The 19,593-nt window shown below is 55.0% G+C and carries 17 protein-coding genes; 7 read left to right on the top strand and 10 right to left on the bottom strand.

Annotated features, from left to right (window positions below; translation table 11 throughout):
• The first annotated feature begins 14 nt into the window (after nt 1–14).
• A complete protein-coding gene (gene hydG, locus DWZ82_RS08105) occupies nt 15–1,463 on the top strand; it encodes a [FeFe] hydrogenase H-cluster radical SAM maturase HydG (protein WP_118480061.1) in 1,449 nt (482 codons plus the stop codon).
• 12 nt (nt 1,464–1,475) lie between these two features.
• Nucleotides 1,476–2,693: a [FeFe] hydrogenase H-cluster maturation GTPase HydF gene (gene hydF, locus DWZ82_RS08100; protein ID WP_118480059.1), complete on the top strand. Its 1,218-nt coding sequence runs from the start codon at nt 1,476–1,478 to the stop codon at nt 2,691–2,693.
• A 236-nt stretch (nt 2,694–2,929) separates the two neighbouring features.
• On the opposite strand, the gene thiD is transcribed toward hydF, so the two are convergent.
• Together thiD and DWZ82_RS08090 are read right to left on the bottom strand one after the other, a co-directional pair.
• A complete protein-coding gene (thiD, locus tag DWZ82_RS08095; RefSeq protein ID WP_118480057.1) occupies nt 2,930–3,727 on the bottom strand; it encodes a bifunctional hydroxymethylpyrimidine kinase/phosphomethylpyrimidine kinase in 798 nt (265 codons plus the stop codon).
• A gap of 1 nt (nt 3,728) precedes the next feature.
• Complete coding sequence (locus tag DWZ82_RS08090; RefSeq protein ID WP_199667436.1) at nt 3,729–4,622, bottom strand: radical SAM protein; 894 nt, start codon at nt 4,620–4,622, stop codon at nt 3,729–3,731.
• Nucleotides 4,623–4,798: 176 nt separating this feature from the next.
• Here DWZ82_RS08090 and metF point away from each other — a divergent pair, with 176 nt between their 5' ends.
• From metF to DWZ82_RS08075, 3 genes are read left to right on the top strand one after another with little or no spacing between them, the layout of a single operon-like run.
• Complete coding sequence (gene metF / locus DWZ82_RS08085) at nt 4,799–5,659, top strand: methylenetetrahydrofolate reductase [NAD(P)H] (protein WP_118359370.1); 861 nt, start codon at nt 4,799–4,801, stop codon at nt 5,657–5,659.
• Complete coding sequence (locus DWZ82_RS08080; RefSeq protein ID WP_118480053.1) at nt 5,656–6,300, top strand: vitamin B12 dependent-methionine synthase activation domain-containing protein; 645 nt, start codon at nt 5,656–5,658, stop codon at nt 6,298–6,300. Before metF ends, DWZ82_RS08080 begins: the two co-directional genes overlap by 4 nt.
• 5 nt (nt 6,301–6,305) lie before the next feature.
• Nucleotides 6,306–8,675 (top strand): homocysteine S-methyltransferase family protein, encoded by a 2,370-nt coding sequence (locus DWZ82_RS08075; protein WP_118480051.1) that lies wholly within the window; start codon nt 6,306–6,308, stop codon nt 8,673–8,675.
• Nucleotides 8,676–8,907: 232 nt separating this feature from the next.
• Here the strand turns inward: DWZ82_RS08075 and DWZ82_RS08070 are convergent, their stop codons facing one another.
• Together DWZ82_RS08070 and DWZ82_RS08065 are read right to left on the bottom strand one after the other, a co-directional pair.
• Complete coding sequence (locus tag DWZ82_RS08070; RefSeq protein ID WP_118480049.1) at nt 8,908–9,906, bottom strand: helix-turn-helix transcriptional regulator; 999 nt, start codon at nt 9,904–9,906, stop codon at nt 8,908–8,910.
• Nucleotides 9,899–10,423 carry an O-acetyl-ADP-ribose deacetylase gene (locus DWZ82_RS08065; RefSeq protein WP_116704923.1) on the bottom strand — a complete coding sequence of 175 codons (525 nt, stop codon included), beginning with the start codon at nt 10,421–10,423 and terminating at the stop codon, nt 9,899–9,901. The genes DWZ82_RS08070 and DWZ82_RS08065 overlap by 8 nt, the downstream gene beginning before the upstream one ends.
• 129 nt (nt 10,424–10,552) lie before the next feature.
• On the opposite strand from DWZ82_RS08065, the gene DWZ82_RS08060 reads away from it, so the two are divergent.
• Complete coding sequence (locus DWZ82_RS08060) at nt 10,553–11,605, top strand: tyrosine recombinase XerC (RefSeq protein WP_117488071.1); 1,053 nt, start codon at nt 10,553–10,555, stop codon at nt 11,603–11,605.
• Nucleotides 11,606–11,818: 213 nt separating this feature from the next.
• Here DWZ82_RS08060 and pyrB read toward each other — a convergent pair whose 3' ends face one another.
• The 6 genes from pyrB to DWZ82_RS08030 form a co-directional block, all read right to left on the bottom strand.
• On the bottom strand, nt 11,819–12,883 hold the full coding sequence (pyrB, locus tag DWZ82_RS08055; RefSeq protein WP_118359360.1) for an aspartate carbamoyltransferase: 1,065 nt from the start codon (nt 12,881–12,883) through the stop codon (nt 11,819–11,821).
• An 88-nt stretch (nt 12,884–12,971) separates the two neighbouring features.
• Nucleotides 12,972–14,144: an ABC transporter permease gene (locus DWZ82_RS08050; RefSeq protein ID WP_118480047.1), complete on the bottom strand. Its 1,173-nt coding sequence runs from the start codon at nt 14,142–14,144 to the stop codon at nt 12,972–12,974.
• Nucleotides 14,141–15,097 carry an efflux RND transporter periplasmic adaptor subunit gene (locus tag DWZ82_RS08045; RefSeq protein ID WP_118480045.1) on the bottom strand — a complete coding sequence of 319 codons (957 nt, stop codon included), beginning with the start codon at nt 15,095–15,097 and terminating at the stop codon, nt 14,141–14,143. Before DWZ82_RS08045 ends, DWZ82_RS08050 begins: the two co-directional genes overlap by 4 nt.
• Before the next feature lie 61 nt (nt 15,098–15,158).
• The gene (radA, locus tag DWZ82_RS08040) at nt 15,159–16,514 is read right to left on the bottom strand and encodes a DNA repair protein RadA (protein ID WP_110436803.1); all 1,356 of its coding nucleotides are present in this window, start codon (nt 16,512–16,514) and stop codon (nt 15,159–15,161) included.
• Between the two features lie 10 nt (nt 16,515–16,524).
• Nucleotides 16,525–17,223, bottom strand: coding sequence for an N-acetylmuramoyl-L-alanine amidase (locus DWZ82_RS08035; RefSeq protein WP_118480043.1), 699 nt, complete (start codon nt 17,221–17,223; stop codon nt 16,525–16,527).
• A 51-nt stretch (nt 17,224–17,274) separates the two neighbouring features.
• Nucleotides 17,275–18,528 (bottom strand): S-layer homology domain-containing protein, encoded by a 1,254-nt coding sequence (locus tag DWZ82_RS08030; protein ID WP_118480041.1) that lies wholly within the window; start codon nt 18,526–18,528, stop codon nt 17,275–17,277.
• 116 nt (nt 18,529–18,644) lie between these two features.
• On the opposite strand from DWZ82_RS08030, the gene DWZ82_RS08025 reads away from it, so the two are divergent.
• Nucleotides 18,645–19,589, top strand: coding sequence for an L-lactate dehydrogenase (locus DWZ82_RS08025; protein WP_118480039.1), 945 nt, complete (start codon nt 18,645–18,647; stop codon nt 19,587–19,589).
• Nucleotides 19,590–19,593: the final 4 nt, after the last annotated feature.

Below are 19,593 nucleotides of genomic sequence, written 5' to 3'. Positions count from 1 at the left end.
AGGAAAACGAAAAAATGGCTCAGTACAACCCGAAATCACTCCATGCAGAGGAGTTTATCAACCATGAGGAAATCCTTGAAACGCTGAAATACGCCGAGGAGAACAAACACAACATCGAGCTGATCGACAGCATTCTGGAAAAGGCCCGTCCGCAGAAAACGGCTACCGGCGTACACTGTGCCGGTCTGACGCATCGCGAAGCCTCCGTGCTGCTGGCCTGCGATATCCCCGAGAAGATCGAGGAGATGTATCAGCTGGCCGAGGAGATCAAGCTGGCGTTCTACGGCAACCGTATTGTTATGTTTGCACCGCTGTATCTGTCGAATTACTGCGTAAACGGCTGTGTTTACTGTCCGTATCACGCAAAAAACCGCCATATCACCCGCAAAAAGCTGACGCAGGAAGAGGTTGCCCGCGAGGTTATCGCACTGCAGGATATGGGGCACAAGCGCCTTGCCATCGAGGCCGGTGAGGACCCGGTCAACAACCCGATCGAGTACATTCTCGAGTGCATCAACACCATCTACTCCATTAAGCATAAAAACGGTGCAATTCGACGTGTCAACGTCAACATTGCGGCGACCACAGTCGAGAATTACCGCAAGCTGAAGGACGCCGGCATCGGCACTTACATTCTGTTTCAGGAGACCTACCACAAGCAGAGCTACCTCAAGCTGCATCCGGCAGGTCCGAAGCACGATTACGACTACCACACCGAAGCAATGGATCGCGCGATGGACGGCGGCATTGATGACGTTGGTCTGGGTGTTCTGTTCGGTCTGGAAATGTACAAGTACGAGTTTGCCGGTCTGCTCATGCACGCCGAGCATCTGGAGGCTGTACACGGCGTTGGCCCGCATACTATCAGCGTACCGCGTATCAAGCGCGCGGACGATATCGATCCGAACGTATTCGACAACGGCCTGAGCGACGAGCTGTTTGCAAAGGTTATCGCGTGCATCCGCATTGCCGTGCCGTACACCGGCATGATCATCTCCACCCGCGAGAGCCAGCAGGTGCGTGAGAGGGCACTTGGTCTGGGCATTTCGCAGATCAGCGGTGCTTCCCGTACCTCGGTCGGCGGCTACGAGGAAGAGGAGCGTCCGCACGACTCTGAGCAGTTTGATGTATCCGATCAGCGCTCGCTCGATGAGGTTGTTCACTGGCTCATGCAGCTTGGGTTTATTCCGTCGTTCTGCACCGCCTGCTACCGTGAGGGGCGCACCGGCGACCGTTTCATGAGCCTGTGCAAGAGCGGCCAGATCCTCAACTGCTGCCACCCGAACGCATTGATGACACTCGCGGAGTATCTGGTCGATTACGCAAGCGAGGACACCAAGCGCGTCGGCATGGAGCTGATTCAGGAGGAACTTAAAAAAATCCCGCGCGATAAGGTACGCGAAATTGCAGCCGAGCATATCAAGGATATCTGCAGCTCCAACCGCCGTGATTTCCGCTTCTAAGGAGGGTTTCCTATGGGACTGAACGCACAGCCCTCCGGCGAGCGTGTACACATCGGCTTTTTCGGTCTGCGCAATGCGGGCAAATCCAGCGTGGTGAACCGTGTGACCGGACAAACGCTGTCCATCGTGTCCGATATTAAGGGCACTACGACTGATCCGGTGCAGAAAGCGATGGAACTCCTCCCTATCGGTCCGGTGGTTATCATCGACACGCCGGGCATTGATGATGAGGGCACGCTCGGTGAGGAACGTGTCCGCCGGGCGCTCCGCGTGCTGGAAAAGACGGATATTGCGGTTCTTGTCACGGACAGCACGCGTGGTTTGCAGCCTGCCGAGCAGGAGCTTATCGAGCTGTTCCGCAAGCGGGAGATTCCGTTTGTCATCGCGCACAACAAGGCGGATTTGACTTCGGTTCCTGTCGCTATGCCGGAAAACGAGATTTACGTCAGCGCAGCAGCCGACAGCAACATCCGTGAACTCAAGGAACTGATCGCACGAGCCGTCAAGCCGACCGAGCCGGAAAAACGTCTGGTTGCTGACCTGCTTGCGCCGAATGACACAGTCGTACTGGTCGTGCCGATCGACTCAGCTGCACCGAAAGGCCGGCTGATCCTGCCGCAGCAGCAGACCATCCGCGATATTCTGGAAGCAGGCGCAATTTCGCTTGTCACCCGTGAAACCGAGCTGACCCGCACGCTGGAATCCTTGCGTGAGCCGCCGCGGCTGGTTATCACGGACTCGCAGGCGTTCGGCATTGTGGACAAGCTGGTGCCGAAAAATGTCCGGCTGACCTCGTTCTCCATCCTGTTTGCCCGATACAAAGGCAATCTGCGGCAGGCGATTCTCGGTGCTGCACAGTTGAATTCTTTGCAGGATGGCGATACTGTGCTCATCTCCGAAGGCTGCACGCATCACCGCCAGTGCGGCGATATCGGCACGGAAAAACTGCCGAACTGGATTCGCAGATTTACCGGTAAGGATGTGCAGTTCTCGTTTACCGCGGGTAATGAGTTTCCTGAGGACGTGAGCAAGTACGCACTTGTCGTGCACTGCGGCGGCTGCATGCTGAACGAGCGGGAAATGCAGTATCGTCTGCGGCACAGCGCCGAGCGGAATGTGCCGATGACCAACTATGGCATTGCCATCGCTCATATGCACGGCATTCTCGATCGTGCACTTGCTCCGTTCCCTGATCTGCATCAGGCATGGAGCAGCACCGCAAACGGATAAAACATGGGGCGCGCTGAAAACAGCGCGCAAGAAAAGACGAGTAAGTTTCTCCGAATGGGGTTTGCTTACTCGCCTTTTTGCTTTAGATTAAGGTGTAAAACAACACCGGTGCAGTGTAAATGAGTGCAGGGACAAGAAGCCTTTTTCAGCCTTTTGTCCCTGTATTCTTTGCACTTTTTCCTGCTTACATTTTGAAAAATTGAAATGCTTGGCCTGCGTCGGGAATGCACCGCAGTTCACGCATGCCGGTTCTCCCAATCCGCAATGCGGTGCTGCAGCGGACCGGAACCGTGACCAAGATCCAGTTTGAAGTCAATGCAGGCGGTCAGATATCGCTTGGCTCGCTTGACGCTGCCGATGAGCGACACGCCCTGTGCCAGTCCGCATGCGATTGCACTGGATAGCGTGCAGCCGGTACCGTGTGTGTTCGGGTTGTCAATACGCGGCGCGGGAAGCCAGTGCATTTCTGTGCCGTCAAACAGCAGATCATCTGCGCAGTCTGCCAGATGACCGCCCTTGACCAGAACAGCGCCGCCGGTCTTGCCGACGATTTCGCGTGCCGCCTGCTCCATATCTTCACGGTTGGTGATGTTATGGCTGCAGACAGCGGCTGCCTCATGCAGATTAGGCGTTACCAAGGTACACAGCGGGAACAGCTCCTCCTGCAGAACCTTTGCCGCATCGTGATGCAGCAGCGCGGTACCGCTTGAGGACATCATCACCGGATCGAGTACGATATTTTGGGCGTGGTACGCCTTCAAGCGCTCCGCTACTGTGTGAATAATCTCTGCGTCATACAGCATGCCGACCTTGACGGCATCCGGGCAAATATCGTCAAACACACAGTCAATCTGTTTGCCAACCAGTTCAGCGGAAACCGGCTGCAGACCGAATACACCAGTGGTATTTTGTGCACACACGACAGTGATAACGGCCATGCCATACACGCCGAAGGCTTCAAAGGTTTTCAGGTCGGTCTGAATACCTGCGCCGCCGGTCGGGTCGGTGCCTGCAATGCTGAGAACGGTTTTCATGTTAGTTTTCCTCCAATCCTGTGCCGTCAAAGGCGGGAATAAAGCTCTCGCTGATGGATTCATCTTGCTGAAAAAAGCCGCCGAGTCCAAGCTCACCGAACAGCGTACAGGCATCTGCGTACTCCTCTGCGGTGATGGTGCGGTCAAGCTCGGGATAATCATGCATATCAAACGGCGTGTACTGCCGCATAAGACTGACAAGCACGCTGTCGCCCCATCGAGAGGCGATATCCCGAAGTACCTGCGCGGTGTCGCCGGCCAGTCCGGGCAGCATCAAATGCCGGATGACCGTGCCGCGCTTCAGCAGGCCATTTTTATCAAACTGCGGTGCACCTGTCTGGCGCACCATTTCATCAATAGCCGGAACGGCAAACTCACGGTAATCCTCCGCATGCGAGTACAGACCTGCGTAGTAGCTGCTGTAATACTTGTAATCCGGCAGATAGATGTCAATGTGACCATCGAGCAGCTGCAGCGTTTCCACTTGCTCATATCCGCTGGAATTGTATACAATAGGAAGCGAAAGTCCCTGTTTTCTGGCAATTTGCAGTGCTTCGATAATTTGCGGCACATAATGGGCGCCGGTAACAAGGTTGATGTTATGCGCACCTTTTTTCTCCAGAGAGAGAAAGGTTTTCGCCAGTGCATCTGCCGTAATGTTCTGTCCCTCGGCCTCTCTGCGGCTGATCTTGCGGTTTTGGCAGAACACACAGCCGAGCGAGCAATGAGAGAAAAACACCGTGCCCGAGCCATTTGTACCCGAAATCGGTGGCTCCTCCCACATATGCAGCGACGCGCGTGCGGCTTCGATTTCAACGCCTGCACCGCAGGCTCCGCGGTTCTTTGTACGGTCTGCGCCGCAGGCACGCGGACACAGCTGACAGTTCTTAAGCATATCGGTCAAAATAATCCCTCCGATACGGTATATTATATCGTATTTTTGTCTGGAAATAAAGTAGGGAAATGTGATATAATAAACACTACGGCTTTGGAACGTATAGAATTTTCGCGCGGATCAAAATCGTGTCTTTTATTAAACAGAAATACAAGTAGAAACATAGGAGATGCAATATGAAGGTTTCTCAACTTTTGAATCAGGACAAAGTAACCCTTTCTTTTGAGGTATTCCCGCCCAAGACCAACAGCAGCTATGAGTCTGTCGCACACGCAACGCAGGAAATTGCGGCATTGCGTCCGGACTTTATGAGCGTTACATACGGTGCAGGCGGCGGCACGAGCGAACACACTGTCAACATCGCGGCAGATCTCAAGAAGAAGTATGATGTTACCGTTCTGACCCATCTGACCTGTGTTTCGTCTACCCGTGAGCACGTTGCAGCGATGGTAAAAAAGTATAAGGATGCCGGTATCGAGAACATTCTTGCACTGCGCGGTGATATTCCGGAGGGCGGTGCTCCGCATTCTGACTACCACTATGCCGCTGAGCTGGTACGCGATATCAAGTCGCAGGGCGATTTCTGCGTCGGCGGCGCCTGCTACCCGGAGGGTCACGTTGAGGCAGCCAATAAAACCGAGGATATTCTGCACCTCAAGGAAAAAGTAGACGCAGGCTGTGAATTTCTGACTACGCAGATGTTCTTTGATAACAACATCATGTACAACTTCCTGTATCGCATTCGAGAAAAGGGTATTACGGTTCCGGTTGTTGCGGGCATTATGCCGGTGACGAATGTCAAGCAGATCAAGCGTATCACTTCCATGTCCGGCACCTACCTGCCCGAACGCTTCAAGGCCATCGTTGACCGTTTCGGCGACAATCCGGCGGCTATGAAGCAGGCAGGCGTTATCTACGCGACCGAGCAGATCATCGACCTGATTGCAAACGGCGTCAACCATATCCATGTTTACTCGATGAACAAGCCGGAAATTGCCGCAGGCATTCAGTCCAGCCTGTCGGAGATTCTCAAGTGATTGAACTGGACAGATCGGAAGCCATCCGCTACATGGGTTATCACGGCACGCAGCCGGATGAGGCTGTGCAGGCCAGCCTGACACGATGCGGTGAAGCACTGCAGCAGGCGGCGGAACCCAAGTCGATCTTCCGCGTGTTTCCGCTGCAGCATATTGACGCGCAAACGCTCGAGATCGCAGATGTACAAATTCACAGCAAAAATCTGGCACGTAATCTGCAGGGCTGCAGCGAGGTCTGTCTGATGGCAGCAACGCTCGGCATCGGACCGGATCGCCTGATTGCCCGCGCGTCTGCAGTCCGGATGAGCGACGCGGTGATCTATCAGGCGGCGGCAGCGGCCATGGTCGAGACCTATTGCGATGAGGTCAACGAATGCATCCGGCAGGAAGCCGCTCAGCGCGGCATGTACTGCCGCCCGCGGTTCAGTCCTGGCTACGGCGATTTTCCGATCGCACACCAGCGGGATTTCAGCCGCCTGCTGGATACGCCGCGCAAGATTGGCTTGACCGTGACCGAAAGCTGTCTTCTGGCACCTATCAAGTCGGTAACGGCGGTAATCGGTCTGTCTGAAACACCGCAGCCGTGTCACCGCAAGGGCTGTGAGGAATGCGGCAAGACGGATTGCGCTTACAGGAGATGAAAAGAATGAAACTGACCGAACGACTGGGAAAAGAATGGGTATTTTTCGATGGCGGCATGGGCACCATCCTGCAGGAGCACGGCTTAAAAGCCGGTGAACTGCCGGAAACATGGAATCTGTCCCATCCGGATGAGATTATTGCGCTGAACCGCAGCTACTTTGAAGCTGGCTGTGATGTGGTGAACACCAACACTTTCGGTGCAAATGCCCTTAAATATCCGGATAACCTGCAGGAAATCGTACAAGCTGCAGTTTCGCATGCAAAAACCGCGCGTCAGCAGGCAGGCCGAGAGGATGCCTATATCGCGCTTGACATCGGCCCGACCGGCAAGCTGCTCCAGCCGATGGGCGACCTGCCGTTTGAACGGGCGGTCGAGCTGTTCGGAGAAACCATTCGCATCGGTGCGGCGGCGGGCGCAGACCTCGTGCTCATCGAAACTATGAGCGACAGCTACGAGGCCAAGGCGGCTGTGCTGGCTGCCAAGGAAAACTGCGACCTGCCGGTGCTCGTAACGCTGATTTTCGATGAAAAAGGCAAGCTGCTGACAGGCGGCACGGTGGATTCCACGGTTTCCATGCTCGAGGGCTTGCGCGTAGACGCGCTCGGCGTTAACTGCGGTCTTGGTCCGAAGCAGATGCACCCGATCATCGAGCGTCTGACGCAGGTCAGCTCACTGCCGATCATCGTCAACCCGAATGCCGGTCTGCCGCGCAGCGAAAACGGCAAGACGGTATTCGATATCGCGCCTGCTGAGTTTTCCGACCTGATGGAAGAAATCGCAGGCATGGGCGTGCAGGCACTTGGCGGCTGCTGCGGCACTACGCCGGAGCATCTGCGGCTGACCATCGAAAAGTGCCGTAAGGTACCGTTCCGACCGCCGGTGGCCAAGCGCCGTACGGTGGTCTCCTCGTTCTCGCAGGCCGTGGAGATCGGTCCGAAGCCGGTTATCATTGGTGAGCGTATCAACCCGACCGGCAAGAGCAAATTCAAGGCAGCTCTGCGCGAGAATAACATCGAGTACATCCTCGGTGAAGGCATGGCGCAGGAGGACAGCGGCGCACATATTCTTGATGTCAACGTCGGTCTGCCCGAAATCGACGAACCCGTGATGATGGAGCGCGTTGTTACGCGCCTGCAGAGTGTTATCGCGCTGCCGCTGCAGATTGATACCTCGGATACCATCGCAATGGAGCGCGGCATGCGTCTGTACAACGGCAAGCCGATGATCAATTCGGTCAGCGGCAAGATGGAAAGCATGGAAGCCGTGTTCCCGCTTGTACGCAAGTACGGCGGTGTTGTTGTTGGTCTGGCACTGGATGAAAACGGCATTCCGTCCACGGCAGAGGGCCGCATCCGGATTGCAAAGAAGATTTACGATACAGCGGAGAAATACGGTATTCCGCATGAGGATATCGTGATTGACGGTCTGGCGATGACCATTTCGTCGGACAGCGGTTCGGCTCTCGTAACGCTTGAAACGCTGCGCCGCATTCGTGATGAGCTGCACGGTCACTCGATTCTCGGCGTATCGAACATTTCGTTCGGTCTGCCGCAGCGTGAGATTGTCAACTCGAACTTCTTCACAATGGCGATGCAGAGCGGTCTGTCCTGCGCGATCATCAACCCGAATAACGAGGCGATGATGAAATCGTATCGTTCCTATCTGGCGCTGGCCAACCTGGATGAGCAGTGCGCGGGCTACATTGCGGCCTACGGCAACCAGCCGGCAGCGGCTCCTGCGGCAGCAGGCGGCACGGCGATGCCGCTTGCGGAGAGCATTGAACGCGGCCTGCGTGAACGTGCGATCGACGCGGCAAAGGAAATGCTGCAGACGGTTCCGCCGCTCGAGGTTGTCAACAACGAGCTGATTCCGGCGCTTGACCGCGTCGGCAAGGGCTTCGAGAAGGGCACCGTGTTCCTGCCGCAGCTGCTCATGAGCGCAGAAGCAGCCAAGGCGGCTTTCGAGGTCGTAAAGGACGCGATGAAGGGCGAGAGCCAGCAGATCAAGGGCAAAATTATTCTTGCGACCGTCAAGGGAGATATTCACGATATCGGCAAGAATATTGTCAAGGTTCTGCTGGAAAACTACGCCTATCAGGTGCTCGACCTCGGCAAGGACGTTCCGCCCGAGGTGATCGTTGATACCGCTATCAAGGAAGATGTTCCAGTGGTCGGCCTGAGTGCGCTGATGACGACAACGGTTGTCAGCATGGAAGATACCATTAAACAGCTGCGTGAGAAAAAGCCGGGCACCAAGGTCGTTGTCGGCGGTGCCGTGCTCACACAGGAATACGCAGATTCCATCGGCGCGGACTGCTACGCGAAGGACGCTATGGCAACCGTGCATTATGCGGATTCCGTATTTGGCGTATAAGATAAGAAAAAGAGACTGTATCACCGATACAGTCTCTTTTTTACGAAATTAAGCGGCGTCTTCGAGTTCTTCAAGCGCCTCCTGCTTGGTGTCGGCAGAGAAAAGAAACGCGCCGGTTCCGTCATATACTTCAATGTGTCCGTTTACATATTCGAGAGTGCAGTTCATCTTGCGCATCCCCTTTCCTTTTGTTGTACATAGTATAACAAAAGGAAAGTACGTTAAACGGTACTTAGTCTATGAATTTGTGAATCTGCTTTTCAAACGCTTCGCAGACCTCCGGCGGGTTTACAATGCGCACATCGCCTTCCAGACTGAACACCCAGGAAAAAAACTGCGGACTGACGACAACATCCACATCCAGATAAAAATGTTCGTTATCCGCCGGAAACAGACGCAGACTGCTGCCGAAGCGGTCGAGCATGACACCGATAAAGCGGTTCAGGCATTTCAGCTTCACGGTTTTCTCCTCGCCGGAGAACATGCCGAACACCTTACGGGAGTAGGCTGCCGCGTCAAACCGATCATCGAACAGCTGTTTACCCTCACGAGGCAGGTCGGTCTGCACAAGTGAATCCATCTTATCTACGCGGTAGTGGCGGATTTCACCGGCATCGTGATCGAAGGCAATCAGATAGTAATTTTCATTGTCCCACGTCAGTGCCCACGGACTGACGCGGTAGCGCGCACCATCTCGGCGGTACTGCTTTTGAATGCGCGGACTGGCAGAGAAATTCAGCACCCAGTTGAAATAGTGAAACGTAATCTGGACATCGTTGGATATGGCCGCATGCAGCGCATCAATATTGTAGTAAATCTGCTCATTAAGCGTTTTCACACGTTCGGAAACATACACCTGACGCTGGAGCGTATGCGCTTCATGGTCACTGGTGAGGTGCTCGATTTTGCCGATGAGCTCGTTGGATTTTTTCTCGGTGATAAAGCGGGAGCACTGGATTGCATCCACGAGCAGCTTGAGCTCGGGCAGTTCAAATTCGCGTGACGCGACGTAATAGCCGCCGCCGGTACCTCTCTGACAAATTACATCCAGACCAAAATTCTGGAGTGCTTCGATGTCCGAATAAATACTTTTGCGCTCAGCGGTAATGCCGCAGCGCTCGAGCGCCGCACGCAGTTCATCTGTGGTAAGTTTATGGTTCTCATCCGTTCGCTGCAGCAGGATTTGGTATAAATACAGCAGCTTCAGCTTTTGATTCGGATTTTTAGACATGGTTAGCCTCCCGTTCAGAAAGCGCGTTTTGATACGCCGAAAGCGTGGTTCCATCAAAGCAGATCATGCTTACCTGCTCAATTTCTGCATGAGTTGAAAGATATTCCTCAATCGTACGGATAGCGATTTCAGCGGCACGATTCAGCGGAAAGCGATACACACCGGTGCTGATGGACGGAAACGCCACGGTTTTGCAATTTAATTCAGATGCAATGCGCAGGCAGTTTTGATAGCAGCCTGCCAGCAGTACCGCCTCACCCGCATGTCCACCGCGCCAGATCGGTCCCGGCGTATGAATGACATACCGACATGGCAGACGATATGCTCGTGTTGCTTTGGCTTCGCCAGTCCGACAGCCGCCGAGCGTGCGGCATTCCGCCAGCAGCTCCGGTCCTGCTGCACGATGAATGGCACCGTCCACACCGCCGCCGCCCAGCAGGGACGTGTTGGCAGCGTTTACGATCGCATCTGTCGTGCATTGGGTAATATCTCCGCGCTGAATAGAAATTCGGCTCATCAGCCATGCCCCTTCCATTAAGTTGTTGGCTTTATTATACGTTGTTTTTCCGAAAATTGCAAGTTTGACGCAAATTGCAGAATGCGTTATAATAAATACAGTATCACAGCAGGCGAGGAGAGCGCAGCAATGGACAAGCCGATGAACGAATACGCCGCAGACGCACCGCGCGTTTTGCGGGATTTTTTAACCTATATTTCCACAATACGCGGCAAATCCGCAAAAACCGCACACGAGTATTATCTTGATTTGCGGCTGTTTTTTCGCGTACTCAAGCACAACAAAGGCGCAGTCGATAAAAATCTTCCGCTTGATGAGATCGACATCAGCGACATTGATCTGGATTTTATCCGTGATATCACGCTGTCGGACACCTATGATTATCTGGAATACATGGCGCAGAGCCGCCCAACTCAGCAGAACAGCAACCACACCAATTACGGATTGAGTGTCAACTCGCGTGCACGCAAGGTCTCTGCGATACGCGCGTTTTTTCGGTATTTAACCGATAAACAGCATGTTTTAGAGGTCAATCCGGTCAGCGGACTGGAAGCGCCGACTGTCCGTAAATCTCTGCCGACTTATCTTACAACGGACGACAGCGTGCGGCTTCTGGAATCCGTCACCGGCCCGTATGCCGAGCGAGATTACTGCATCCTGACGTTTTTCCTTAACTGCGGCATGCGTGTTTCCGAACTGGTCGGACTGAATCTGACCGACTTCAAGGACGATACCGTGCGCGTGCTCGGTAAGGGCGGCAAGCAGAGGACGGTATTTCTCAATGATGCGTGTCTTGCCGCACTCGAGCAGTATCTGCCCAAACGCCTGGAGCCGAACGAGCAGGACGCGGACGCGCTGTTTGTCAGCAAAAAGCGCAACCGTATTAACGCACAGACAGTCAAGTGGCTGGTAAAGAAATATATCGGTCAGGCCGGTCTCGATCAGAAAAAATACTCTGCGCACAAGCTGCGTCACACAGCAGCAACGCTCATGTACCAGAACGGCGTGGATATCCGCACGCTGCAAAGCATTCTTGGTCACTCGAGTGTGGATACGACCATGATCTATACCCACATCGAGAATGAAAACATGCGTGAAGCTGCGGCAAGAAATCCGCTGGCGGAAATCCGGCCGAACGGTGAGCGTGTGCCTGTAAAACAGCCGAAAAACAGCGATAAGTAACAAAAGGGGCGCGCTGCAAAATAGTGCGTAAGAAAAGACGAGTAAGTTCCCTCGAAAGGGAGTGCTTACTCGTCTTTTTGCTTTATGATTAAGGTGTGAAACAAAATCAAACCACCCATTTCCGAAAACAGGCACAGGGACGAAATGCCTTATGCAGCCTTTCGTCCCTGCGCTCTTTGCGGACCTGTTCTGCAACAGCCCCTTTGTTTTTTATTACAGCTGCAGCTCTATCGCGGCATCGCAGTACGGACAGCGGTCACCGACCTTGCCGTGCAGCGGTACATACAGCTCGCTTCTTGTAATGCACTTGTGGTTGGAGCAGCGGATGCCAGGATCTGCACCGATTTCATGATGACCGGCACGCTCGAACGGCAGCTTGGACAGCGTCAGCAGCAGTGCCATACGGCCGAACATGCCGAATCGTGCCTGGCGGAAGTAGACCGCACGCGGATCATCATCCACGTCCTGTGCAATCTCATCAACACGCGGCAGCGGATGAAGCACCAGCATGTCCTTCTTGGCGCGCTTCATCTTCTCAGCAGTCAGCTGATAATTGCCTTCAAGGTTTGTGTACTCCTCTGCCGTGACAAAGCGCTCGCGCTGAATGCGGGTCATGTACAGCACATCCAACTCGGGAAGAACTTCATCAATGCTGTCTACCTCGCAGAACGGCATATTGTTGTCTTTCAGGAATTTTACCATATAGTCCGGCAGCTTGAGTGCATCAGGTGCAATCAGATAAAACTGTACATTATGATACCGCTGCAGAAAATGCAGCAGAGAATGCACGGTACGGCCGTACTTCAAATCACCGCACAGGCCAATCTTCATATCGTCAGCCGAGCCGCGCATACGCAGAATGGTAATCATATCGGCAAGCGTCTGGGTCGGGTGCAGATGACCGCCGTCGCCGGCATTGATGACCGGCACAGACGAGTACATTGAAGCTACCTTGGCTGCACCCTCTCGCGGGTTGCGCATGACGATCATATCCGCATAGCTGGATACCATGTTGATAGTATCCTTGAGCGTTTCGCCCTTAGACGCAGAAGTAGCGTTCGGATCGGAAAAACCGACAACACTGCCGCCCAGTCTCATCATCGCGGTGGAAAACGACAGGTTGGTACGGGTAGAAGGTTCATAAAACAGGCTGCCCAGCACCTTGCCGCGGCAGGCATCTACATAACCCTCCGGTCGGTCGATAATATTGCTGACCAGCTTGTACAGATCGGAAAATTCCTTTTCCGTTAAATCACATAAATCAATAATATGGCGCATGCAAACTCCATTCCTTTCTACGGTACAGTCGCCCTATTCGTTATTTGTCACTGTTAATGATAGCACAAATAAAGGCGAAAGAAAAGAGTTATTTGCATATTGCGTCGATTGGATCGAGAGCAGCCGCACGAACCGCCGGGAGCAGTCCGGCAGCGGCTCCGCTGAGTGTGGAAAGTATCAGCAATCCGGCAAACACACGGCCTTCCGGCAGGAGCAGTGCTGCTCCGAAGTGCAGGAGCGCACCTGCGGCTGCCAGACCGGCGGTTCCGCCGAACAGGCACAGCAGCACAGCCTGCAGGAGAAATGTCCGGCGAATATCATGCGGCTGTGCGCCGAGCGCCAGCAGAATGCCGATCTCCCCTGTTTTCTCGTGAGCGGCAGCCAGCATGCTTCCCATCACACCGATGAGCGCGACAAACAGTGTTACCGCACCGACGGCGGCAAACAGGCCGATTCCCATTTCGGCAAGCTGCTGTACGGTCTGCACCGCACCCGACATATTCTGTACATGCACGCCGCGCACCTGCTGTCGATCGGTCAGGTACTTTTCGATCTGAGAGCTGACCGAAGCAGTATCTGCCTGCGAAATGCACTGCACGAACACTTGATCCGTGCGTTCGGTTTGCGACGCGATACACACATACGGCACATAGACCAGATGCGGTGCAACCGCCGACAGCATTCCGCCGAATGCCCCCGTCTGTGCCCGCACAACACCGCATACCGTGAAATACCGGTCGGTGCCGTTTACCTTTAGCCGAATCTGCCGTCCGGTGATATTTGTCCGTCTGTACAGCGCCTGTGCCAGATCATCGCCGACCACGGCGACCGGCTCAGCGTTTGCACACTGCCATGCGTTCGGCAGTGTGCCTGCCAGCATCTCCATCTGCATGACTTCACCGAGCCGTTCGTCTGCACCGAGAAGTACCGCGTGCTCAGTTGTGTGTCCGACGCGCACGGTGCCGCTCTGCGCCTTGATCGGCATCAGCGTGCGAATGCCGTCCACATCCTGCTCTATCTCATCCGCCAGTGCTGCCGAGAGTATCGTTCCCGCGTGTCCGCTTTCCGTGTACACCGATAAACCGCTGACGCCGAGTGTCTGCAAACCGACGTCCACCTGTTTTCGCCCATACAGACCAATGGAAAGGATAAGCAGCAGTGCACCGCTTCCAACCGCAACAGAAAGCGCGCAAAGTGCCGTCCGCAGCGGACTTTCCCGCAGATTATGTGCCGCAAGTGACAGAATATCCCGCAGTCTCATGTCTGTACCTCCACCGGATCACCGTCAGTCAATTCATCGGGCGGCGACAGAATGACCGATACACCTGTTGGCAAGCCGTCTATAATTTCAACCGTATCCTCGAGCAGATAGCCGGTCTGTACCGCGCACTGCACGGCATGGCCGTCCTGCACGCAGAATACAAACTCTTGTTCTCCGCGCTGGCAAATTGCTTCATATGGTACAACCGCAGCATCGTCTCGATGGTCTGTGAGCACCTTAACGGTCGCGGAATAACCGGGGCGCAGATTTTCGGTTGAGCCGTTCAAATCGAGCAGCACCTCAACGGTTGCTTCGGCATCTTCGTTTGTCAGACTAAAGGTTTTCACAGCCGCAGGAGCAATTGCGGTTAATTCGGCGTGAAAGGTGCCGTCCACTGCCGAAAATGTGATGTTAGCGCGCTGCCCGACAGCAAGCTCTCCTACATATAGCTCGGGAGACTGCGCACGCACGCGCAGCTTATCCGGATTCGCAATTTGTATGCACGGCATATCGGCCGATACACTCTCGCCCGCCTGCGGAACGGTCAGCACAGTACCGTCCATCGGCGCATACAGCGCGTGAGCGTCCTCGGCGGTGACAGTGTTCACCGTGCCGGAAATTGCAAACACGCTCTGTGCGGTCTGCCAGTAATCCGCAGCTGTTTGCGATCTGCCGATATCAGTCAGCGTGCACAGAATATCACCCTTCTGCACGGTGTCGCCTGCCTCGGCATACACTGCACTTACTACACCATTTTTCGCCGGACAAACCGCTGTGCTCTCTGCGGACTCGACCGTACCGAAAATCGTCACACTATTGTAGATATCCTGCGTTTCGGCGGCCGCTGTGCGTACCAAAACCGCCTCCGGTGGACGGTGCTTCCACGACCAGAACAGCATTGCCGTCAGCACACCTGCCGTCGTAAGCAGCACCGCGCGGATCTTTTTCTCCAAATGCAAAACCTCCCCTGACGCAAACTGAGTTTAGTCTGCGGAGAGGAGGTGTAAATTATGCTCACAATACGGCACGAATCGCGTCACCGACGGTTTTCGCACGCACGATATTCATTTTCTGCAGCAGGTCCTCGTCCACATCCTGCATGGGCATGATGCAGGTGTGGAAACCAAGACGATATGCTTCATTGATACGCTGTCCCGGATTGGATACCGCGCGCAGCTCGCCGGTCAGACCGACCTCGCCGAAGCTCATGACGCCTTCCGGCAGCGGCTTGTCCCGAAAGCTGGATGCGATTGCCAGCACCATCGGCAAATCCACAGCAGGCTCGTCCAGCCGCATGCCGCCGACGACGTTGACGTACACATCGCTCGATGAGAGAAACAGCCCGCAGCGTTTTTCCAGAATGGCGAGCAGCAGCACCATGCGGTTGTAGTCCACGCCGGCAGCGGTGCGGCGGGGCACACCAAACTGCGTTTTCGCAGCAAGCGCCTGCACCTCGGCGAGCAGAGGACGGCTGCCCTCCATCACACAGGCAATGCAGTTACCTGACGCACCCTGCGGATGACCGGCCAGCATAGCCGCAGACGGATTCTGCACCTCGAGCAGACCGTGATCGCTCATCTCAAACACGCCGATTTCATTGGTCGAGCCGTAACGGTTTTTCGCCGCACGCAGACAGCGGAACGGACCGGCGGATTCCCCCTCGAAATACAGCACGCAGTCTACCATATGCTCGAGGATTTTGGGACCTGCCAGCGTACCCTCTTTGTTGACATGACCAACAATAAAAATCGTCACGTTGCGATTCTTCGCGTACTGCATCAGGCTCATCGCGCATTCCTTGATCTGCGTTGTACCGCCGGGAGCGGCAGTTAAATCACGCTTGTAGACCGTCTGGATAGAGTCCACGATCAGAATATCCGGCTCGAGCAGCTCGGTTTCGTTGATGATCTGCTCCATGTCGGTCTCTGCAAGGATGTACAGCTCGGGTGAAGAAATGTGCAGGCGTGCCGCACGAATTTTGATCTGCTTGAGCGATTCCTCGCCCGAAACATAGAGCACGCGTGCGTTTTTGCACATTTCCTGACACATCTGCAGCAGAAGCGTCGATTTGCCGATGCCCGGCTCACCGCCGACCAGCACAAACGAGCCGTGTACAGCGCCGCCGCCGAGAACGCGGTCAAGTTCACCGATGCCCGAATGGAACCGGCTCTCGTCTCCGGTATCAATATCCTTGAGCAGCGTCGGCCGCGATTCGCCGCGCTGAAATGTATTTGTGCCGCGTGCCGCCGAAACCGGCTTCTCCTTGAATTCGCTCATGGTGTTCCATGCGCCGCAGGACGGACATTTGCCGTACCATTTCGGACTTTCATATCCGCAGTCACCGCACAGAAAAACTGTCTTTTGCTTCATATTTCCTCCGTTACATTCCGCTCTGGCTGCGTAAATATCCGCAGATCACGGCGGCAGCAAGTTGTTTGTGATAGGCTTCGTCCCGCAGCCGCGCTTCTTCGGCCGGATTGGACAGAAAGCCGCATTCGATGATAACCGCCGGGCAGTCCAGCTTTTTCATCAGATAGATGGCGCTGTCTGCCTGTTTAGCCTTGCGATGATTCAATGGGTCGCAGCCGTCGATCAGGCACTGCTGTATCTGCTCGGCCAGCGGCTTGCTCTGCACATTCCCTGCCGAGTAGAACACCTGTGCGCCATGGTACTGTGCGTCACTGAATTTATTCAGGTGAATGCTCAAAAACACCGGTGACGGAATGCTGTTTACCAGCTTTTCTCTCGCCTTGATATCCGCGATTTTGTTCTCTCGCACCGTGCGGGAAGGGTCGTAATCAAGTGCATTTTCATCCGGCCGCGTCATAGCAGTCGGCACACCGAAGAAATTCGCCAGCACTTGCACCCGTTTTGCAATGCTCAAATTGATATCCTGCTCGGCGGTTCCATCCGCGCCGACCGCACCGCCGTCGAAGCCGCCGTGTCCGGCATCAATGACGAGCGTAACTTCGGTGTTCCCTGCCGTCTGCATTGCACGGGTTTTCTGCTCCATGCCAAAGCACAGCACCAGCGCGAGTGCCGCCGCGGCGCAAACGCCGCATTTCAGCCGTCTCTCCATCTCCGCACCTCCGTATCACACAAATATGCGAAAAAGGCGGAACTTATGCGTTTACTTGGGCGCGTTCAGCACAGCATCTGCACCGGTTTTATCCAGTGTGCTGATGATAACAGGCTCTGCCGTCATGCCGTCCAGCGTGAAGGCTGCGGAAACACTCTGCCTGCGAATCGTACCGCCGCTGACCGACTGTGTTACCGTGGTCGGCTGCAGCCGGACGGCTTCGTCTAAATCACCCAGTGCACTTTCGACCGACCAGAGCAGTTCGGTGTACGCATTCGGCGTATCGGCACAGGTAATGGTCCAGCTGCCTGCACGCTGGCTCAGCGAATCGACACATACCAGCGGTACGCGGCCATACATCGCGGCAAGGCCCTCCTGCTCAGCGGCAGTCACCAGCTCTGCCGACCATGAGCCGTTCAATTTGTGATACAGCGCACCGTCCGACAGATAACTCTGCGTCAGCAGCTGCTTATCCGATGTATTCGGCGCGGAAAGCGTCATTTTGCGGTCGGTGAGCAGTTCGTTCTTCTCACGGTCGAACACGGTGGTCTCGCTCGTCTGCACCTGCATGACCGTCCTGCCGTCATGGGTCACAGCCGCCGGAGACGCAAATTCGCTGTTGACCGAGTAATGCAGCAGAGCATCCATACCGGCGGTTGTCTCGCGGTACTGCGCGTAGGTCGAAAACAGATTCTGATACGATTTCGCGTTCGCTTCGGTTATCGCGTTTTCGCTGACAAGCTGATCGAGCAGCGTGCCTTCACTGTTCTTCGGTGAAACAGACAGCGCCGTGTAGCTTGCCGCTGCAGCATCGTCGCGCAGGAAATTCTGCACGTTGATGATACCGGTGTCGTAAATACCCTGCTCACGAGCAGTCTCTATCGCGTTCGCATAGCTGAAATCCGCCGTATCCGAGTAGCCGAGCGCACGCAGCAGGAACACCGCGTACATCTGCGCGGTGCACTTGCCGGTCGGATTGAAGGTCGTCCGGTTCGTGCCATTCGCCAGACCGTTGCTGTACAGATACTGCACATACGGCTTTTCCCATCCCTTGAGATCGGTAAACGGCGCGGTATAGGTCAGCGTCTTGGCTTCAGCCTCCTTGCCGAGCAGACGCACCAGCATGACAGACGCTTCCGCCCTGGTCGGCGTGCGGTCGAGGTCATAGCCGTTCTGCGTGCCCTGAAACAGCCCCATTTCGTGCAGTGAATCTGCACAATTCGTATAATTTGCCGCAAAGGCCGAAGCGGTCAGCATGGCAGCGGCAGCCGCGCCGACGCAGACAGCGCGTAACCATTTATTCATAGTCCTATCCTCCTGAACTGATATTGCCTATAAAAATACAGTATAAGTATAGCACAAAGCCATGTGTTTTCCAACAACAAAACGGATATACTACTCGCAGAAGGAGTGTATCCAATATGACGAATATTCAAAAATGCGGCGTGATCGGCGTGGGCTTTGTCGGCGCGACCTGCGCATACACATTGGCGGTTTCCGGACTGTTCTCCGATCTGGTACTCGTGGATATGAACCGCGACAAGGCTATCGGTGAAGCTGCGGACATCAATCATGGTGTGGCGTTCAGCAAGCCGTGCCGCGTCATGGCCGGAGACTATGCTGACCTCGCCGAATGCGGTCTTATCATCATTGCGGCAGGCGCAAACCAGAAGCCCGACGAAAGCCGTTTGGAGCTGCTCGGACGAAATAAAGGCATTCTGTCCTCCATCATAGCACGGCTTACGGCAGTCAATCGTGAGGCGATTCTGCTGGTTGTGTCCAATCCGGTCGATGTGCTGACCTGTCTGGCGCAGCAGCTGAGCGGCTTCCCTGCCGGACGTGTACTCGGTTCCGGTACCGTGCTGGATACCGCGCGGCTCAAGTATCTGCTCGGACAGCGGCTTGGCGTGGACAGCCGCAACGTGCATGCGTTCATCATTGGCGAGCACGGCGACAGCGAGCTGGCGGTATGGTCGAGCGCTAATATCTCCGGTGCCGATCTGGACGATTACTGCCGCATTGCCGGCATCACCAAGCCTGCAGATGAGCTTTCCCGCATTTACGAGCATGTGCGCGATGCAGCGTATCAGATTATCGACAGCAAAGGCGCAACCTATTACGGTATTGGCATGGCGGTGCGGCGCATCGCGGAGGCCATTGTACGCAATGAACATTCCGTGCTGCCGGTCACTTCGATGATTTACGGACACTACGGCGTGGACGGTATTTGTCTGGGTGTGCCGACTATCGTCGGACGAAACGGCGCGGAAGCTGTGCTGGATATTCCGCTCTCCGAGGAAGAACTGGCACAGCTGCAGCGTTCTGCGAACACAATGCGCGAGATGATCGACAAGCTGGACGGATAACACA

The organism is Butyricicoccus sp. AF35-5AC, assembly GCF_003477715.1.
In the GTDB taxonomy this organism is placed as follows: domain Bacteria; phylum Bacillota; class Clostridia; order Oscillospirales; family Butyricicoccaceae; genus Agathobaculum; species Agathobaculum butyriciproducens.
The sequence above is the reverse complement of the archived record's forward strand: the minus strand, read 5'-3'. Positions and strand labels throughout refer to the sequence as shown.